Source organism: Fulvivirga sp. AWR4_260 (assembly GCF_056158185.1).
In genome coordinates, this window is the sequence record NZ_JBSWSU010000015.1 from 866128 (window position 1) to 886823 (window position 20696).

15 protein-coding genes are annotated in these 20696 nt (G+C 38.2%); 13 read left to right on the plus strand and 2 right to left on the minus strand.

The window, feature by feature from the left end:
* Positions 1-34: 34 nt before the first annotated feature.
* Positions 35-1624: a hypothetical protein gene (locus ACXACQ_RS10190; RefSeq protein ID WP_474975838.1), complete on the minus strand. Its 1590-nt coding sequence runs from the start codon at positions 1622-1624 to the stop codon at positions 35-37.
* A gap of 168 nt (positions 1625-1792) precedes the next feature.
* Between ACXACQ_RS10190 and ACXACQ_RS10195 the strand changes: the two genes are divergently transcribed.
* From ACXACQ_RS10195 to ACXACQ_RS10255, 13 genes are all read left to right on the plus strand, one after another.
* Positions 1793-2959, plus strand: a complete 1167-nt coding sequence (locus tag ACXACQ_RS10195; protein WP_474975839.1) for a 2-isopropylmalate synthase — start codon at positions 1793-1795, stop codon at positions 2957-2959.
* A gap of 15 nt (positions 2960-2974) precedes the next feature.
* Entirely contained in the window at positions 2975-4366 is a 1392-nt protein-coding gene (leuC, locus tag ACXACQ_RS10200; RefSeq protein ID WP_474975840.1) for a 3-isopropylmalate dehydratase large subunit, read from the plus strand.
* Positions 4367-4375: 9 nt separating this feature from the next.
* On the plus strand, positions 4376-4966 hold the full coding sequence (leuD, locus tag ACXACQ_RS10205) for a 3-isopropylmalate dehydratase small subunit (RefSeq protein ID WP_474975841.1): 591 nt from the start codon (positions 4376-4378) through the stop codon (positions 4964-4966).
* 83 nt (positions 4967-5049) lie between these two features.
* On the plus strand, positions 5050-6126 hold the full coding sequence (leuB, locus tag ACXACQ_RS10210) for a 3-isopropylmalate dehydrogenase (protein WP_474975842.1): 1077 nt from the start codon (positions 5050-5052) through the stop codon (positions 6124-6126).
* Positions 6127-6374: 248 nt separating this feature from the next.
* On the plus strand, positions 6375-7265 hold the full coding sequence (locus ACXACQ_RS10215; RefSeq protein WP_474975843.1) for a branched-chain amino acid transaminase: 891 nt from the start codon (positions 6375-6377) through the stop codon (positions 7263-7265).
* A gap of 8 nt (positions 7266-7273) precedes the next feature.
* Complete coding sequence (ilvD, locus tag ACXACQ_RS10220) at positions 7274-8953, plus strand: dihydroxy-acid dehydratase (protein WP_474975844.1); 1680 nt, start codon at positions 7274-7276, stop codon at positions 8951-8953.
* 2 nt (positions 8954-8955) lie between these two features.
* The gene (gene ilvB / locus ACXACQ_RS10225) at positions 8956-10686 is read left to right on the plus strand and encodes a biosynthetic-type acetolactate synthase large subunit (protein WP_474975845.1); all 1731 of its coding nucleotides are present in this window, start codon (positions 8956-8958) and stop codon (positions 10684-10686) included.
* A 17-nt stretch (positions 10687-10703) separates the two neighbouring features.
* On the plus strand, positions 10704-11255 hold the full coding sequence (gene ilvN / locus ACXACQ_RS10230) for an acetolactate synthase small subunit (RefSeq protein WP_474975846.1): 552 nt from the start codon (positions 10704-10706) through the stop codon (positions 11253-11255).
* 23 nt (positions 11256-11278) lie between these two features.
* On the plus strand, positions 11279-12325 hold the full coding sequence (gene ilvC / locus ACXACQ_RS10235; protein WP_474975847.1) for a ketol-acid reductoisomerase: 1047 nt from the start codon (positions 11279-11281) through the stop codon (positions 12323-12325).
* A 125-nt stretch (positions 12326-12450) separates the two neighbouring features.
* Complete coding sequence (gene ilvA / locus ACXACQ_RS10240) at positions 12451-13716, plus strand: threonine ammonia-lyase IlvA (RefSeq protein WP_474975848.1); 1266 nt, start codon at positions 12451-12453, stop codon at positions 13714-13716.
* Positions 13717-13791: 75 nt separating this feature from the next.
* The gene (gene pbpC / locus ACXACQ_RS10245) at positions 13792-16170 is read left to right on the plus strand and encodes a penicillin-binding protein 1C (protein WP_474975849.1); all 2379 of its coding nucleotides are present in this window, start codon (positions 13792-13794) and stop codon (positions 16168-16170) included.
* A gap of 118 nt (positions 16171-16288) precedes the next feature.
* Positions 16289-17515 (plus strand): OmpA family protein, encoded by a 1227-nt coding sequence (locus tag ACXACQ_RS10250; protein ID WP_474975850.1) that lies wholly within the window; start codon positions 16289-16291, stop codon positions 17513-17515.
* 42 nt (positions 17516-17557) lie between these two features.
* Positions 17558-18790 carry an OmpA family protein gene (locus ACXACQ_RS10255; RefSeq protein WP_474975851.1) on the plus strand — a complete coding sequence of 411 codons (1233 nt, stop codon included), beginning with the start codon at positions 17558-17560 and terminating at the stop codon, positions 18788-18790.
* Here ACXACQ_RS10255 and asnB read toward each other — a convergent pair.
* On the minus strand, positions 18787-20691 hold the full coding sequence (gene asnB, locus ACXACQ_RS10260) for an asparagine synthase (glutamine-hydrolyzing) (protein WP_474975852.1): 1905 nt from the start codon (positions 20689-20691) through the stop codon (positions 18787-18789). The genes ACXACQ_RS10255 and asnB overlap by 4 nt on opposite strands.
* Positions 20692-20696 lie beyond the last annotated feature (5 nt).

Sequence of the window (20696 nt, forward strand, 5' to 3'; positions counted from 1 at the left end):
TAAGTTGAATATATGATAAAGGGGTAGCCATTGGCTATCCCTTTATTGTTTGTTTTTCTCTTTCTTTTAACTCTTTGTTTATTATTAGTTCCCACTTTTCTCTAATAACTATTCCTACGGGCTTCTTGTATATCTTGCTTTCTAGCCACTCTATAATGTCAAAGTAAATAAAGGCTCGCTTTTCGTAAGTGCTGCTTTTTAGTGGGAGCAGTTGAGCGCGTAGTTTTACAAATTCTGGTATTAACTGATCTTCCGTAAATTGGTAGCTCAGTTTTTTCAGGAAATTGAGAATGTACTTTTGGTAATTGTGAAGGTCATCCTTTTTTAGTAAGAATCGGTACGTAGATCTTATGTAGTAATCAATAACATCAAGGTTGCCCAACTCATAATGGCTGACTAAGTTGAGGATTCGGGCAAATGAATGTATGTCTTCTCTAATATCTACATTTTCGGAGTTAAGAATGCGGTTGAGCCAAAAAATGGTTTCATTGTATTTTTCGTTGCCAAAATATAAGCACGACATCTTGTAGTACATAATCAATTTAGAGTGGTTGTCTAGTTGACTGATGAATTGCTCCAAACCCGGCTTGATTTTATTCATTAACGATACGCCAATGTCAAAATCTCCGCGCATAAAAAATCGGTTAAACTCATGTACGTAAGTGTATTTCTGTAGTTTAAGTTGAATGTTTTCGTTCATTACAATTTTAGGTAACGAGCGTATTTCTCTAAGCCTTCTACTTGTTTGCGTAAATTCATAATATTTAAACAATTTGTACTGAGCTATCATTAAATTATTGATGGCTCTTATGTACATCTCTACCCGCGATACCTTCAGTTGCTTTTGTTGGGTAAAAAGATCTACCCATTTTTTTGCATATAAATACCCTTGCTTAAAATCTTGTATAAAGAAATAGTAGCTTACATAAAGGCTGTATAAATTCAGCTTCTCATTTAAGGAGAGTCTGTCTTCTTCGTAAGAAGGAAGGCTGGCGTTAAAAAGGTTTTCAACCTTATCTAGGTCCATTTGGTTGCGAATGAAACCAATTTTTAAATAAATAGAATTAAGCTTAGCCGATAGGTTGGTGAAAATGTTAATGTTATTGATCCTGTTGTTGGTGTCTTGGGCTTCTTCTATAATTCTGTTTACCCTATTTTGATTTCCCGGTCCAACGGTTTGTGTAAGTACATTCTTTTCCCATTTTAAGATTTCAAGTTGAAGTTCTAAGTTGTCTACTTTTTGAGCTTGCTTTTTGGCCTTTTTGAGTATACTAACGCACTGTTCGTACAGGCTTCTGTTAAATAGAATCTGAGCATAATCAACCATTTCCCGAATTTGTATGTCGAGCACAGAGTTTTGATGGTACTGCCGTAGGCTTTGTAGTATCTTCTTGTATAGATGAGCTTTTAAGTTAGAGATCTGAGAAGGTCGAATATCCGGAGATGACTCTATAAGCTCCTCATCGTTAAATTGATTTTGACTATCAATCAGGTCGAATAGTAGAATATATTTAGGCATTTCATTACCTTCTTCTTCAGCAAATACCAACTTAAAATACCTCTTTTCACTTTTTTTTAATGACTTTATTAAGGTGAATAGGGCGTCTGATTTCTCCTTGGGCATCGTATTTATTATTAGCTATTGTCTCTTCTAAATTAGCTTAAAGTCATAATTTTTCAAAATTCAATAAGTTAGGGATTGTAATTACCCTTGATTTAGGTATTTCTCACCTCTTTATTACACCATAGATTTGAACCATTGATATTTAATACAAGGAAACCTTATATCATTATGATTAATAGAATTCAGATTTTTGATACCACATTGAGAGATGGAGAGCAGGTACCAGGCTGTGGGTTAAGTAAGAACGAAAAAATTACTATAGCTAAAGCACTGGAAGAACTGGGGGTAGATGTGATAGAGGCTGGTTTTCCAATCTCAAGTCCGGGGGATTTTAAATCTGTGGAGGCTATATGTAAAGAAGTGAAGACCTCTACTATTTGTGCGCTTTCCAGAGCCGTAGAAAAAGATATTGATGCAGCGGCAGAAGCATTAAAATATGCCAAATTACCAAGAATACATACAGGTATTGGTACTTCTGATCAGCATGTGTTTACTAAAATAAAAACTACCAGAGAGGATATTTTAGAGCGTGCTGCACGTTGTGTGAAGTATGCTAAGAAATATGTAGAAGATGTAGAGTTTTATGCTGAAGATGCAGGACGTACCGATAATGAGTTTTTAGCCAAAGTGATACAAGTGGTGGTAGATGCAGGTGCTACCGTAGTTAATATACCAGATACTACAGGGTTTTGCTTGCCAGAGCAGTACGGCCAGAAGATCAAATACCTTAAAGAAAATGTAAAAGGCATTGATAATGTAATTATCTCAACGCATTGTCATAATGACCTAGGCTTAAGTACTGCCAACAGCATAGAAGCTATAAAAAATGGTGCAGGACAGATTGAATGTACTATTAATGGTATAGGAGAGAGAGCAGGTAATACATCACTTGAAGAAGTAGTGATGATCATGAAAAAGCATAGCTGGTTAAATTTTGAGACAGGTATAGATACTACAAAACTTTTCCCTATCAGTCAGTTAGTGTCTAAAACAATGAATATGCCTGTACAGGCTAATAAAGCTATTGTAGGAGCTAATGCATTTTCTCACTCGTCTGGTATTCACCAAGATGGAGTAATCAAGAATAGAGACAATTACGAAATTATAGCTCCTGAAGAAGTAGGAGTAACAGAGTCTTCTATCATATTAACAGCGCGTAGTGGTAGAGCTGCTTTAAATTTTAGAGTAGGAAAACTAGGAGTGCAGTTAAATAAAGAAGAATTAGAAACTGTTTACCAAAGATTTTTAAAAATAGCTGATGAAGTGAGTGTCGTCAACGACAATGAATTGAAAAAGCTTGTCAGTGAATATCTTATCACTAATACTAACTTTTAATTTTTTATTTGAGCAATGAGCAAAACACTTTTTGATAAGATATGGGATAGCCATGTGGTTCAAGAAATAGAAAATGGACCTCAGGTTTTATACATAGACCGCCATTTTATTCATGAAGTAACAAGTCCACAAGCTTTTGCTGGGCTTAAAAAAAGAGGTATTGGTTTGTTTAGAGCTGAGCAAACTATTGCCACTGCAGATCATAATGTGCCCACCCAAGATCAACACTTACCAATAAAAGACCAGCTAAGTAGGCACCAAGTGCAGACTTTGGTAGAAAACTGTAAGGAGTTTGGGGTAGAGTTATATGGTTTAGGGCATCCTTACCAAGGCATAGTGCACGTGATAGGACCTGAGCTAGGTATTACACAGCCAGGTATGACTATAGTTTGTGGTGATAGCCATACGTCTACTCATGGAGCTTTCGGCAATATCGCTTTTGGAATTGGTACCAGTGAAGTAGAGCAAGTAATGGCTACTCAGTGTATTCTTCAAAAGAAACCAAAAACCATGAAGATTCAGGTTGATGGAACTTTAAAGCCGGGAGTACTATCAAAAGATATTATCCTTTATATCATTTCGCAAATTACTACAAGTGGTGGAACGGGATATTTTGTGGAGTTCTGCGGATCAGCCATAGAGTCACTGTCTATGGAAGGTCGTATGACTATTTGTAACATGAGCATTGAAATGGGAGCTCGTGGAGGTATGATTGCTCCTGATCAAATTACATTTGATTATATAGAAGGAAAAGAATTTGCCCCTAAAGGTGAAGAGTGGGATAAGAAGTTGGCCTACTGGAAAACACTTAAGACTGATGCAGACGCTGAGTTTGATAAAGTTTATGTTTTTAATGCCGATGATATAGAACCTATGATTACTTATGGTACTAACCCGGGTATGGGGATAGGGGTGACCAAAGATATTCCTGTCTCTTTAGGCTCAGGCTCCGAGGCTAGTCTTAAAAAATCATTAGAATATATGGATTTGCAAGGCGGCTCTCAGCTTTTAGGTAAAAAGATAGATTATGTATTTATCGGTAGCTGTACCAATAGTAGAATAGAAGATTTGAGGCTTGTGGCCAATCTGGTAAAAGGGAAAAGAAAAGCGGAGCATGTAAACGCAATGATTATTCCTGGATCAAAGCAAGTGGAGAAACAGGCTATAGCTGAAGGGTTAGATAAAATATTGTCAGAAGCAGGTTTTGAATTAAGGCAGCCGGGCTGTTCAGCATGTCTTGGGATGAACGAAGATAAAGTGCCAAGAGGTAAATACTGTGTTTCTACCTCTAACAGAAATTTTGAAGGTCGTCAGGGGCCTGGAGCCAGAACTATGCTGGCTAGTCCATTAACAGCAGCGGCAGCAGCTCTTAATGGGTATATTACTGATGTTAGAGAAATGATATAAGAAATTACGATGGATAAATTCAATACATTAATATCAACATGCGTTCCGATTCCTTTGCAGGATATCGATACGGATCAAATTATACCAGCACGTTTTCTTAAAGCTACCACGCGTGAGGGCTTTGGAGATAACCTTTTCTGTGACTGGAGGTATGACGATAATGGAGAGCCTAATCCTGATTTCGTAATCAATAAAGGAATATACGAAGGGCAGGTATTAGTAGGAGGTAAAAACTTCGGCTGTGGATCAAGTAGAGAGCATGCTGCTTGGGCTATATACGATTACGGATTTAAGGTTGTGATCAGTAGTTTCTTCGCTGATATCTTTAAAAATAATGCATTAAATAACGGTCTGTTGCCTGTGCAGGTGTCAGATGAGTTTCTTAATAAACTCTTTCAATTATTGGAAGAGAATCCTAAAACAGAAGTTAAAGTAAGCCTTGAGGATCAAACAGTAAGTATAGTAGGGACCAAGCTTACAGAAGAATTTGAAATAAATGCCTACAAAAAGCATTGTTTAAAGCAAGGGTATGATGATATCGACTTTTTGCTTAGCCAGCTTGATCAAGTAGCGGCATTTGAAACCAACAAAGTAGTTTAATGATGGGTGCAAACAGTCCCCTTTTGGGCTTATGATGAAATAGGTTGACCATGGGGACTGTTGCTTATAAAACCAGAAAATCGATGAAAAAAAATATAGCCGTATTACCAGGCGATGGTATCGGACCAGAAGTAACTAAGCAGGCCATTAAAGCTCTTAAGGCAGTGGCTGAAGCTTACAATCATGAATTTGTATACGAAGAAGCGTTAGTGGGGGCGGCAGCTATTGATGCTACCGGCAATCCTTTTCCTGAAAAAACAGAAGAGGTTTGTAAAAACTCTGATGCGATCTTGTTTGGTGCTATCGGGCATCCAAAATACGATAATGACCCTAAGGCAAAGGTAAGGCCTGAGCAGGGGTTACTTGCTATGCGTAAGAAGCTTAACTTGTTTGCTAACGTTAGACCTGTAAAAAGCTACGATGCACTTTTGAGTAAATCTCCTTTGAAAGAAGAGATAATTAAAGGTACTGATTTCGTAGTATTCAGAGAGTTGACAGGGGGAATTTACTTTGGTCAGCCAAGGGGAAGATCAGAAGATGGCACGCAGGCTTTTGATACTTGTAATTATAGCAAAGAAGAGATTGTAAGAATTGCCAGATTGGCTTTTGAAGCTGCGGGTAATCAAAACAAGAAAGTGACTTTAGTAGACAAAGCAAACGTATTAGCTACTTCTCGTTTGTGGAGAGAAACAGTGCAAGAGTTGGCCGCTGAGTACCCTGATATTACTTTAGATTTTATGTTTGTAGATAATGCTGCAATGAAAATCATTCAAAATCCACGTGATTTTGATGTGGTACTTACCGAAAATATGTTTGGAGATATTATCACAGATGAGGCTTCGGTAATTGCAGGTTCATTAGGTATGCTTCCATCTGCTTCTATTGGTAGTGCGCAGAGTCTGTTTGAGCCTATTCATGGTTCTTACCCACAAGCAGCAGGCAAAAATATAGCTAATCCTTTTGGTGCTATTCTTTCGGCTGCTATGCTCTTAGAATATTCATTTGGGTTGGTAGATGAGAGTAAGGCTATACAAGAAGCAGTACTTAAAGCGGTGGATGAAGGATTTGTAACTGAGGATATTGACTCAGCTAACTCTAAAACCACCGAAGAGGTAGGTGATAAAGTGGCAAGTTTAATTAAAGCCACATTAACCGTATAAAATAGTTAAGTGATGAAAAAAATAGAACGAGTTTCTTATGTTTTTCTTAACTATTTGTTTAGCTTTAAATCAAAGAACAAAAGTGAACAACAATATTATTATCATATCGCTGATTATTATTAATGTCGTTATTGTAGTGACGGCCTCAGGGGTGTGGTGATTCTATTTGTATATAAAAATATTAAGCGCCATCCCCATAAGGATGGCGCTTTTTTTATGACCAAATTTTTCAAAAAAATGTTATAGGCATGTATTTCGATGACCAAACCACAGTATTTCAGGACGGAAAATGGTTGAGCGCTAAAGATGCTCAGACCTCTCTTTATGGACAAACCTTGCATTACGGCACGGGTGTATTTGAAGGTATTCGTTCTTATAAAAATGTCAATGGCTGCAATGTATTTAAAGCTAAAGAGCATTATGATAGACTCCTCTATTCTGCAGAGAAGATGAATATAGAGGTGCCTTATACTGTGGAGGAGCTGGTCAATATTACTTACCAATTGCTAGATAAAAACAACCTTACTGATGCATATATCCGCCCTCTGGTATATCCGGGCATGAATATGAGCCTAACGGCAACATCAGATGTACATGTGTTTATCTGTGCGTGGGACTGGGCCAAGTACTTAGGTACAGAACCTTTAAAAGTAATGATATCTTCTTATCAAAGGCCAAACCCGAAATCATGTCATGTAGAAGCTAAAGTAGTAGGGCATTATATTAATTCTGTACTGGCTACTACAGAAGCTAAAAAACTGGGGTATGATGAAGCCCTTCTTTTAGATATGAATGGCTTTATAGCGGAAGCTGCAGGGGCTAATTTCTTTTATGAAAAAGATGGGACCTTATATACCCCTCCTGCAGGTCATATTTTACCTGGCATTACCAGGTCTACTATTATGGAACTTGCCAAGGAACTGGACATACGCGTAGTAGAGAAGCACACTACTGTAGATGATGTCTATAAAGCTGATTCAGCATTTTTGGTGGGTACAGCTGTTGAAGTTGCCCCTATAGAATCTTTAAACGGAGAGGTGTTTAAAGGCAAATGGGAAGACTCGGCAGGTCATAGTTTGTATATGATGTACAGGACTAAAGTTCAATTTAACGAATACCAAGGACTTACAATTGTTTAACCAAACCAATGTCAAACGAACTTAATAAATACAGTAAAACTGTAACTCAGGATCCTACGCTGCCAGCGGCTCAGGCCATGCTGCATGCTATAGGGTTAACTGATGAGGATCTTAAAAAACCACAGATAGGTATTGTTAGTACAGGTTACGAAGGCAACCCTTGTAATATGCACTTAAACGACCTGGCAAAGGTGGTGAAAGAAAGTATTAACCAGCAGGAATTGGTAGGCCTTATTTTTAACACTATAGGTGTTAGTGATGGTATTTCTAATGGTACCCCAGGGATGAGGTACAGCCTTCCTTCTAGAGACATTATTGCTGATTCGGTGGAAGTGGTTGTTAATGCTCAATCTTATGACGGTGTAGTCACTGTTGTAGGTTGTGACAAAAATATGCCAGGAGCTATGATGGCTATAGGTCGATTAAACAGACCTGCTATTTTAGTCTATGGAGGTACAATTGCTCCCGGATGCTATAAAGATAAAAAATTAGATATAATCAGTGCTTTTGAGGCTTTAGGCCAAAAGATAGCAGGTTCTATTACTGAAGAAGATTTCAAAGGGGTAGTGCATAATGCTTGTCCTGGCCCGGGAGCTTGCGGAGGTATGTATACCGCTAATACTATGGCTTCTGCTATTGAGGCTTTGGGTTTAAGTTTACCATTTGCCTCTTCTAACCCAGCAGTAAGTAAAGAGAAAGCTGATGAGTGTACTAGAGTAGGGGAAGCTATGAAGGCACTTATCGAGAAAGACATAAAGCCTAAAGATATTATCACCAGAAGTTCGATAGAGAATGCCGTAAGGTTGATAACAGTTTTAGGAGGATCTACCAATGCAGTTATACACTTATTGGCAATTGCACGTGCTTTTGATATTGAATTCACGCTCGATGATTTCAAGAAAATAAGTAATGCTACTCCATTATTGGCTGACTTAAAGCCTAGTGGCAAATACCTGATGGAGGATTTGCATGATGTAGGTGGAGTGCCTGCAGTTATGAAAATGATGCTAGAAGAAGGTTTGCTTGATGGAAGCTGTTTAACAGTTACAGGTAAAACCATAGCGGAAAACCTTGCTGAAATTGAAGGATTCAAGACGGGGCAGGAGGTGATTAAACCAATAGCTGAGCCTATTAAGACTACAGGGCATATACGTGTGCTAAAAGGTAATTTGGCTCCAGATGGTGGTGTAGCGAAAATCACAGGTAAAGAAGGTGAATTTTTTGAAGGCCCAGCTCATGTTTTTAATAGTGAATATGAGGTGAGTGATGGTATAAGTAGAGGTGAGGTGAAAGCCGGAGAGGTAATAGTAATTCGCTACGAGGGGCCAAAAGGAGGTCCTGGAATGCCCGAAATGCTTAAGCCTACATCTGCTATAATGGGGGCTGGTTTAGGTAAATCAGTAGCCTTAATTACCGATGGAAGATTCTCAGGAGGAACACACGGTTTCGTAGTTGGGCATATTACGCCAGAGGCGCAGGAGGGTGGTCCTATAGCTTTAGTAGAGAATGGTGATATTATCAGAATAGATGCGGCCAATGATACTATTGATATAATGGTAGATGATGCTACCATGAAAGCAAGAAAAGATAAATGGGTAGCTCCTCCATTGAAAAAGCCAAGTGGAGTATTATATAAATATGCAAAAAGTGTTTCATCAGCATCGTTAGGATGCATAACTGATCTTTAATTATGGATACATTAACCAAAACAGTTGGTGAAAAAGAAATTACTAAGCAGAATATGACAGGTGCTGAGGCGGTCATAAGATCACTTCTGGCTGAAGATGTCGAAACTGTCTTTGGGTATCCTGGTGGTGCCATTATGCCTGTTTATGATGCATTATATCATTTTCAAGACCAAGTGAAGCACGTGCTAACCAGGCATGAGCAAGGTGCAATACACGCTGCTCAGGGTATGGCAAGGGTAACTAATAAGCCAGGGGTCGTATTTGCTACCTCAGGTCCTGGTGCTACTAACCTTATTACTGGTTTAGCGGATGCAAAAATTGACAGTACGCCTTTAGTTTGTATTACTGGGCAAGTAGCTTACCCTTTGTTAGGGACTGATGCTTTTCAGGAAACGGATATCATGAGCATTTCCATGCCCGTAACCAAGTGGAATGTTCAGGTGACTAAGGCTGAGGATATTCCTAATGCCATTGCTAAAGCATTTTATATTGCTACTTCGGGTAGACCGGGGCCGGTTTTGGTAGACATTACCAAAGATGCTCAATTCGCAAGCTTTGACTTCTTATATAAGAAATGTGAGGGTTTTAGAAGTTATGTGCCTAAGCCAGCTATAGATCTGGATGAAATTGAAAAAGCTGCTGAACTTATCAATAATGCCAAGAAACCATTCGTTCTATTTGGGCAAGGTGTTATTCTTGGTGAGGCCGAAAATGAATTCAAAGAATTCATTGAAAAAACTGGTATTCCTGCTGCATGGACAATTTTAGGATTGTCGGCTTTGCCAACGGATCATCCATTGAACGTAGGAATGTTAGGGATGCATGGTAATTATGGACCTAATAAATTGACCAACGAATGCGATGTGCTTATTGCCATCGGTATGAGGTTTGATGATAGGGTGACAGGTAACCTAAATGGCTATGCAAAACAAGCCAAGGTTATTCACTTGGAAATAGACCCTGCAGAAATTGATAAAAATGTTAAAACTGATATTGCCATTCTTGGGGATGCAAAATCATCATTGGTGCTTTTAGCAGAAGCTTGTAAGCCGAATAGCCATGACGAGTGGAAAGCTGAATTTGATAGACACAAAGCTATAGAATTTGATAAGGTTGTTCAGAAGGAACTTAACCCCGATAAAGATGGCCTTACCATGGGCGAGGTAATCAGAAGGGTGAATGACCTTACCGATAGCAAAGCTGTATTAGTTACAGATGTTGGTCAGCACCAAATGGTAGCTTGCCGATATGCCACTTTTAAGCTGAGCAAAAGTAATGTTACTTCTGGTGGGCTAGGTACTATGGGGTTCTGTTTGCCGGCTGCATTAGGAGCCAAGTTGGGTGCACCCGATAGAGAGGTAGTAGCAGTTATTGGTGATGGTGGTTTTCAAATGACTTTGCAAGAGCTTGGTACTATATTCCAAACTAATGCAGCGGTGAAAATCATTATCTTGAATAATCAGTTTTTGGGAATGGTGCGCCAGTGGCAGCAGTTGTTCTTTGATAAACGCTATTCATCTACAGAGCTGGTTAATCCTGATTTTGTAGCCATTACCAAAGGTTTTGGTATAGAAGCTAGCAAGGTGAGTGATAGAGGTAACCTTGATGCAGAGATACAAAAAATGTTTGACCATAATGGACCATACCTCTTAGAGGTAATGGTAGAAAAAGAGGATAATGTATTTCCTATGGTGCCTACCGGTGCATGTGTAGATGAAATCAGATTGGAATAACCTAAACGTAGTTCAAAGTGAAACAACCATATACAATCGTAATTTTTACGGAAAATAAAATAGGTCTGCTCAATAGAATTGCAGCTCATTTTACCCAGAGACATATTAATATAGAAAGTTTAACTACTTCTGAATCTGAATACCCAGGTATACATAGGTTTACGGTGGTGATAGAAGAAACAGAAGAGCGTACAGTTAAAGTTGTAAAACAGATAGAAAAACAGGTAGAAGTTTTAAAGGCCTATTATTTTGCTGATGACCAGACGATTCATAGCGAAATAGCTTTGTATAAAATAAAACTTACTGCAGAAACGGATCGAGAGCAATTAGATGCTGTTTTAAAGGCTCATCAGGCTTTTGTGAAAGAGCAGCTAGGAGAACTCTTGATCATCGAAAAAACAGGAACAAAAGAAGAAACTCATCAGCTTTTTGATGAGCTGTATAAGTTCGGGATTTCCGGATTTGTGCGCTCAGGTAGAGTTTCTTTATCTAAGCATATGAGTACGTTTGCCAGTTATTTACAGGCATTAGAAACGCACTCAAAAGGTATAATTACAGATAACTTATAAAAACACTAATCAATCAAATAAAAATGGCACAAATTAATTTTGGCGGAGTAACCGAAGACGTTGTAACTAGAACGGAATTTCCTCTAGAAAAAGCTAGAGAGGTACTTAAAGAAGAGACTATTGCTGTGTTAGGGTATGGTGTTCAAGGACCCGGACAGGCATTGAACTTAAGAGATAATGGTTTCAACGTAATCGTTGGTCAAAGAAAAAACTCTAAGACTTGGGATAAGGCTGTTGCTGATGGCTGGGAGCCCGGAAAAACCCTTTTCGAAATAGAAGAAGCATGTGAGAAAGGTACTATTATTCAGTATTTGCTTTCTGATGCAGGTCAAATTTCTTTATGGCCAACAGTTAAAAAACACTTAACTCCAGGAAAAGCATTGTATTTTTCTCACGGGTTTGGAATTACTTATAAAGAGCGTACAGGTATTGTGCCTCCTGCTGATGTTGATGTGATCTTAGTTGCTCCTAAAGGATCAGGTACTTCGTTGAGAAGAATGTTCCTTGAAGGAAGAGGATTGAATTCAAGTTATGCTATTTTCCAAGATGCTACAGGTAAAGCCAAAGAAAAAGTAGTGGCTTTAGGTATTGGTGTAGGATCAGGATATTTATTTGAAACTACTTTCAAAAGAGAGGTATATAGCGACTTAACTGGAGAAAGAGGTACTTTAATGGGCGCTATCCAAGGTATTTTTGCTGCTCAGTATGAAGTGTTAAGATCAAATGGTCACACTCCTTCTGAGGCTTTCAACGAAACTGTTGAAGAGTTAACGCAGTCTTTGATGCCTTTAGTTGCCGAAAACGGTATGGACTGGATGTATGCTAACTGTTCTACTACTGCTCAAAGAGGAGCTTTAGACTGGTGGAAGAAATTTAGAGATGCTTCTAAGCCTGTTTTCCAAGAGCTTTATGATGAAGTAGCTGCTGGTAACGAAGCTCAAAGATCTATCGATAGCAATAGCAAAGATGATTATAGAGTGAAATTAGAAGCTGAGTTAGAAGAGCTTCGTGAGTCTGAAATGTGGCAGGCTGGTAAAGAAGTAAGAAAATTAAGACCTGAAAGCAATTAATTTTCAGCTTAGTTAAAATTATAATTGATAGGACAACAGATGTATTTGCATCTGTTGTTCCTTTTTATAGCTAATAAAGCATATTGCTTTTGGCAATATTTAACCCCTAATACCTATCAAATAAAATGAGTTCCGAAGTAAAGCAAGTGAAAATATCAGTTGATAATATATTAGCAGCTGCCGAAAACCTAAAAGGGGTGGTGGTAAAAACACCATTGATGGAAAACCCATATTTTAAAGAAAGGTTTGGCGCTAATATTTATCTTAAAAGGGAAGATTTACAGGTAGTACGATCGTACAAAATTCGCGGTGCTTACAATAAAATTCAAAGCTTATCAAAAGATTTGCTTTCAAATGGCGTAGCCTGTGCCAGTGCAGGAAACCACGCGCAAGGGGTAGCGCTAGCCTGTGCGCTAAAGCAAATCAAAGGAACTATTTTTATGCCTGCTCCCACACCTTCTCAAAAGGTGAATCAGGTGAAAATGTTTGGTAAAGAATTTGTAAAAGTGGTGCTTACGGGCGACACCTATGATGATGCATTTGCAGAGGCTTCCAAATTCTGTGAGGCTAATAATGTAACTTTTATACCCCCGTTTGATGATCCTCAAATTATTGAAGGGCAAGCTACAGTAGGAAAAGAAATTTTAGAAGACTGTAATGAGCCTGTAGATTATTTAATAGTGCCAATAGGTGGTGGTGGTTTAGCTTCTGGTGTAAGTAGCTATTTTAAAGTGGTATCACCACATACCAAAATTATTGGAGTAGAACCTGCTGGAGCTGCGGCTATGAAGGCTTCTATAGAGGCTGGAGAAGTAGTGGTTTTAGATAAAATTGACAAGTTTGTTGATGGAGCTGCCGTGCAGCGTGTAGGGAATTTAACTTTTGAAATTTGTCGTGAGTTGCTGGATGATGTCATTACAGTGCCAGAGGGGCAAGTTTGTGGTGAAATATTGCGGCTTTACAATGAGCAGGCCATAGTAGTTGAACCTGCTGGGGCGCTATCAATTACGGCATTAGAAGTGCTAAAAGATCGATTAAAAGGCAAGAATGTGGTTTGTGTAGTTAGTGGAAGCAATAATGACATCACAAGAACCATGGAAATTAAAGAGCGTTCTTTATTATTCGAAGGGCTAAAACATTACTTTATTGTCAATTTCCCTCAAAGAGCTGGAGCCTTGAGAGAATTCTTGATTGATGTACTAGGACCAGATGATGATATTACCCATTTCGAATATTCTAAAAAGAATGCAAGGGACAGAGGGCCAGCAGTAATTGGTATAGAGCTAAAGGATAAAAATGACCTTAATCCATTGATAGAAAGAATGAATCTTAAGAAGTTTAAATTTGAATATATCAATGATCAGCCACATCTATTTCATTATTTGATTTAAATATTTGAAAGTGTGTTTGAAATTAATGAATTTGGTCTCTTCGGAGGCCTTTTTTGTTTTATAACGTAGAATAAGTTGAGTAAATATTTTTTTGATTTGGGTGTTGGCGTGTATTTAAAGCGATATAAATATTATCTGATAACCTTTCTGGCTGTATTGTTCGCATTTTATTTTGCCTTACCAGCTTCATTATTCAGTGACCCTTATTCAACGGTAATTGAGTCTGCTGATGGGCGGCTGCTCGGAGCCAGCGTGGCAGATGATGGGCAGTGGCGGTTTCCTGCTATAGACTCATTACCAGAAAAATATGAAAAAGCTGTTACGCTTTTTGAAGATGAACATTTCTATTATCATCCAGGGTTCAATCCTTTTGCATTGGCACGTGCTACTTATCAAAATATTAATGCAGATCGTGTTGTAAGTGGCGGGAGCACTATTACCATGCAGCTGATAAGGCTAAGTAGAAAAAACAGATCACGAACATTGTGGGAAAAGTTAATAGAATTAGTATTGGCAGTAAGGGTAGAGTGTTCTTTCTCTAAGGATGAAATATTGGCGCAGTATGCATCTCATGCACCCTTTGGAGGTAATGTAGTGGGGCTAAACGCTGCTACATGGAGGTATTTCAGAAGGGGCCCTTTTGAGTTATCTTGGGGAGAAGCTGCTCTTTTGGCAGTACTTCCTAACAGTCCAGCGCTTATTCATCCAGGAAGAAATAGGGCTAGCCTGATGAATAAAAGAAATAGGCTGTTGGTGAAATTGAGAAATAATGGAGAAATAGATAGCCTAACCTGTCAGTTGGCAATGGAAGAAGGAATACCCGAAGCTCCTTTGGATTTACCTAAATTGGCTCCTCATCTTCTTACCAGGGTAATTAAAGATGGGGGTTCTGGTCAGCGAATTAGGACTACCATAGATGCATCATTACAAAGTAGAGTAAATAGAGTTATTGATATTCATCACCGTCATTTAAGAGGTAATGAGGTGTATAACGCTGCTGCCATAGTAGCAGATGTGAATACAGGAAATGTGTTGTCGTATGTTGGTAATGTAAGCGCTGCAGGTGCTGAACATGATAGTGATGTAGATATTATTACTGCTCCACGTAGCACGGGTAGTACGCTGAAGCCTTTTTTATATGCCGCTATGATGAATGAGGGGCAGTTGCTTCCTGAAATGTTGGTGCCCGATGTGCCTATTTTTTTTAATGGCTTTGCCCCTAAAAATTTCTCTAAATCATACGATGGTGCTGTGCCTGCAAATAAGGCTTTGGCAAGGTCGTTAAACATCCCGGCTGTGGCTTTGCTGAAAACATACAGGTATGAGAAGTTTTATAGTTTGCTTAAAGAATTAGGCATGACTTCACTTGGTTTTGATCCCGATCATTACGGCTTAGCATTAATTCTTGGTGGTGCTGAGGGCAGCCTTTGGGACTTGTCGGGTATGTATGCCGGGATGGCACGGACACTAAACTTCCATCAAAAATTTAGTGATAGTTTTAGTTACCAAAAGCATGCCTATCGACCTTTAACATATGAGCAAAAAGAGGTTGAGATTCAACGAACCAAGGATAAAACTTTAAGTGCAGCAAGTATCTACCACACGTTTGAAGCTTTACTAGATGTGTATAGACCAACTGAAGAGTCGGAGTGGAGGCTTTTTGAAAATTCAAAGAAAGTAGCATGGAAGACGGGGACTAGTTTTGGGTATAGAGATGGTTGGGCTATTGGTGTCACATCAGGATATGTGGTAGGAGTTTGGGTGGGTAATGCGGACGGTGAGGGTAGGCCAGGTCTTACCGGTTTAAAGGCTGCCGCGCCTATAATGTTCGATATTTTTGATTTACTGCCCAGTACGCCATGGTTTGCTCAACCCACTAATGAAATGCAACCACTGAAAATTTGTAGCCAGAGTGGGTATCAAGCTAGTGATATATGTCCTGAAACACATACTGAATATATTATTAAAGCAGCTCAAAAGGTAGAGGTGTGTCCTTACCATCAGTTAATGCATGTTGACAGTCAGGGATATCAGGTAAATTCAGAATGTGAAAGTGTTAATAATATGAAGCATATTAGCTGGTTTGTGCTGCCCCCAGTTCAAGCTTATTATTACAGGAATAGAAATCCTTCATACAAAAAAATGCCTCCCTTTCGAAAGGATTGTATGTCAGAAGTAGGTCAGCTGACGTCTATGGAATTGATTTATCCAAAACCCAACGCCAAAATTTTCATCCCTAGAGAACTCGATGGAAGTGTTGGAAATGCAGTGTTTGAGGTGGCGCATAGACGCCCAGAAAGTACAGTGTTTTGGCATTTAAACGGGAAGTACGTGGGTGAAACTAAAAGAATACATCAATTAAGTCTTAGTCCTTCCCCGGGAAAGTATATAATTACTTTGGTTGATGAAAATGGAGAAACTTTGAAACAGGCCTTTGAGGTTATTTCTGAATAGTTTAATATTTTGATTTACAATACTTTATGATTCATTTCTTTATTTAAAGCTTGAGGCTTTTATTTTTCAATAAAAATCTTTAACTTTTGTAATGAACTATTGTAATTTTTATTGAAATATGAAAATCTTAGGTGTAGTCATGTTGTTTTTGTTGGCTTTTAGTAATGCGAAAGGGCAAGGGGAGTTAGAAGTTGATCATAAATATTATGTAGTAATAGGAGCCTTTTCTTTAAAGTCTAATGCCGAGAGGTATGTAAGTCATGCTACAAGCAGTGGGTTGCAGGCAGTATATAAGATGAATACTAATAGAAACCTATATTATGTATTCTCTATGACTACAGAGCAGCGTCAAGAGGCATATGATGAAGTGTTAAGGGTAAGGGCTGATTATAATGATTTTACTGATGCCTGGGTGTTTAATAATGGGGCATTGCCTCCTTCTGAAGAAACCAATGTAATGGCAGTGGCCGAGCATAGCTCCACAGAAACTGTAGCTCCAGAAGCTTTGGAGGATACTTCTGGACGAAAAGTTTTGAAAGATAATGAAATACAGGAGTTTGTGTACGATCATGCCTCAGCAGATACCGCGGCCACAGCAGTAGCGTCCGCACAAGTGCCCAGAGAGGATGGGGTGTATGAGGTTTATCTTAATGCTATTAATGTAGGTAATTATAAAGAAGTAAAGGGCAAGGTTAAGGTGGTGGATCCTATAAGAACCAAGGAAATTGGGCAACTAAAGACTCATAAATTAGAAGAGGTACATGACCCTAACAATAGAGCAAATAAAGTTACTTTCATTACAGATATATTTGGTTTTAGAGAAGTGCAACACACCATAGTGCTAGATAAGCCTATAAATGATACCACCAAGGCTTTCACTCATGTAGAAGGAGATAGTATTATTTTAGATTTTGAGATGAAGCGCTTTAAAAAAGGCGATGTATTGGTAATGTATAATGTTTACTTTTATAAAGATGCGGCTATTATGCGGCCAGAATCTGTCTATGAATTAAATAGTTTGCTCGATATGCTGCAAGAAAATGAAAATTATAGGGTGGCTCTTCATGGTCATACAAATGGAGGTGCTGCAGGTAAAATTATTAGAGTGAATGAAGATAATAAGAATTATTTTAGTCTTAGCTCTGATAATATCGAAGGCGTAGGTAGTGCCAAAAAACTTTCTTTTTATAGAGCAGAAATCATTCAGGACTGGTTGATAGAACAAGGAATTGATAAAAGTAGAATGGAGGTAAAGGGCTGGGGCGGAAAAAAAATGCTTTTTGATAAATTTGATTCGCAGGCTTACAAAAATGTTCGAGTAGAAGTTGAAATAACGGATGATTAAAGTAAATTGAATGATAAACCCATACTTTAATATTATTTAGTAATGAATAAAATAGTCTCCTCCTTAATTACAATAATTTTATTAGTTTTTGTTTCAAATACGGTTTATAGTCAATCTAAGGGCTCTCGTTATACTCTACTCAAAACGGGGTATTATGTAGTGGCTGGGGTGTATTCTGTTAATAAAGAATCATATGCTAAGTCTTATACTGCCAAGTTGAAGTCGAATGGAATTGATGCAGACTATGGCTTATTTAGGCCTAAAAACTACTTCTATGTTTATGTTGCTCATTCTGATCACTATAGGGAGGCTATAGATTTAATGAAAGAAACTAGACAAAATACTGATATTAAGGATGCTTGGGTTTTTGTTTGCCTTAATAACGAGGAGGCACAAACTGATAATGCAGAAGTGGAGGAGGAAGTAGCCGAGAAGGTAGTGGAAAAGAAACCACAGGAAGTGAGTGAGGTTGAAGCTAATGATGTAGATAGTAGTGCCGTGGCTCCTGTGGACAGTGTGGCGTACGAAGAGAAAGATGATAGTCAAGTATCGGATAGTGAAGGTGGCCTTAGTGTATTCTTTAATTTGATAAATAGTAGAAATAATAAAGACGTAAATGGAGAAGTGCAAGTGATAGACCAAGAACGGTTTCAATTGCTAAACACAAAAAAGGCAGGAGAATATACTAAGTTGAAAGATCCAAATAACGGAACCGGTAAGTTGCTATTGTTGTGCGATGTTTTCGGGTTTAGAAAGGATCAAAAAGAGCTTAATTATTATCACCCGTTACAAGATACGGTTTCGGAAGATATATTTCTGGTAGGTGAAGATTTGGTGGTGAAGTTTGACCTTGTTAGGTATAGAAAAGGTGATATAATAACTATGTATAATGTTTACTTTTTTAGGGATGCTGCTGTTATGAGACCCGAATCTCATTATGAAGTCAATCAGTTATTAGAAATGCTTCAGGAAAATGAGAATTATAAAATTAGGATTCATGGGCACACCAATGGTAGAGCTTCTGGCAAAATGATAGCCATGGGCAGTAGTAAAACATTCTTTGCATTAAGTGATGAGAATAAAACATCTATAGGCTCAGCTAAGAAACTCTCGGGCGCACGTGCTCAAGTCATTAAAGATTTTTTAGTGGCCAATGGTGTTCCTGAGGACAGGATGGAGATTAAGGCATGGGGAGGCCGCAGAATGCTTTATGATAAAAATAGCAGTAAGGCTGATAGAAACGTAAGAGTGGAAATAGAAATCTTAGAAGATTAACTGATAAAATATTTTCTGTACCACCATTGAAACACTACTAATGCCCATATTTTAGCATGGGCATCTCCAGGATCAGAAGAGTTGAGCTTTTTGATCAATGCTTTTATGGTGGCGTAATTAAAAATATTCTGATCTTCAATGAAACTTTGAGAAAGCAGGTCATTGGCAATTATATCATGCATTTCATTTTTAAGCCACTTTAAAAGAGGTACTTCAAATCCTTTTTTAGGTCTGTTGTAGAGCTCATTGGGTAAAATGTCTCTGAAGGTGTCTTGCACTATTCTTTTTCTTATATCATTATTAATTTTAGAGTCAGAAGGTAGTGAAAAGGCAAATTCTACTACTTCGTGGTCTAAGAATGGTACACGTACTTCTAGCCCGTTTGCCATAGACATTCTGTCTACTTTAGTGAGCATATCATCTGTTAATACCAGATTTACATCAGTATAGAGCATATCGTTGATGTCCATGTCAGCAAGAGGTATGCTAGATATCAGTTGAGTCTTAAAGTTATGGTATGCTGTACTGTCTATTTTAGCATTAGTTTCTTCATTAAACAGCCTGTTGAGTTCATTTTTATGTGTAAACCCAGCCCAGTTCCAATACCTTTCTTTGTTATTGAGCTTTAGCCCCTCGCTAAATTTATGAAGCTGACGAAACGTGTTGGTGATTTTATTGTTTCTGGATTTTGGTAAAGCACTCCACAGTGGAGACATGTTTTTGATGAGGTTATTAGTGGAGTTGCTCTGTAGTGTTTTTAGAAAGGCTGCATGTTTATTATAGCCAGAGAACAGTTCATCAGCACCGTCACCAGAGAGCGCCACAGTAGAATGCTGCTTGGTTTCTTTTGATAAAATATAAACTGCTATTGCTGATGAATCAGCAAAGGGCTCATCAAAATAGTTAAGAATATTCTCTACATGATCAAAAAGATCTTTGTTGCTCAAAGAAAAGACAGTGTGGTCTGATCCTATTTTCTTAGATACTGCTTCAGCATATTTTGTCTCATCAAAGAATTTCTCGTCTTTATAACCTATAGAAAAGGTGTGAAGATCTGGTTTGTGTTTTTTTGCTAAAGTGGCAATTACAGACGAATCAATGCCCCCACTTAAAAATGAGCCTAGAGGAACATCTGAAATTAACCTTTTCTTTACAGATTCTTCCATGAGTTCAGCTAGCTTTTGCTTTTGCTTGTCATAGCTAAGGCTAGTGTATTTGTTTTTTGTATATGGGATTTTGTAGTAGGTATCTTTATTAAATGTGCCCGGCTTTATGGTTAGGTATTCACCAGGCAGTAATTTTTGCACACCCTCAATTATGGTTTTGGGAGCAGGTATATAATTAAGATGAAAATACGTTTTTAGCGCGGTGAAGTCTATTTTTTTATCTATGCCATATTCAAATATGGCTTTCATTTCTGATCCAAATAATACACGGTTATCATCTTGAAGGTAATAGAGTGGCTTAATGCCAATTCTGTCTCTAGCTATTAACATGCTTCGCTCTTCTTTGTCGTAAAAAGCGAAGCTGAAAAAACCATTCAATTTCTGAAGGCAAGAGATGCCTTCGTTAATCAATAAATAAAGTAGTACTTCAGTGTCTGAGTCTGATTTGAACTGTATCCCTTTCTTTTCAAGATCCTTTTTTAGTTCTAGGTAATTGAAAATTTCTCCATTGAATATAATAATAAACCTGCCAGTATTGTCCTGCATAGGCTGGTGCCCTTCTGGAGAGGGGTCAATAATCGATAACCTGCGGTGTCCTAGTCCTACAGTTTGGTCAGTATATACTTTCTGAAAGTCCGGGCCTCTTTGAGCTAAGGCTTCTGTGGCTTTATTTACATTGATCATACTTATTCTGCCGATCATGTTGTACGCATAAATGCCCGTAATTCCGCACATAGTAT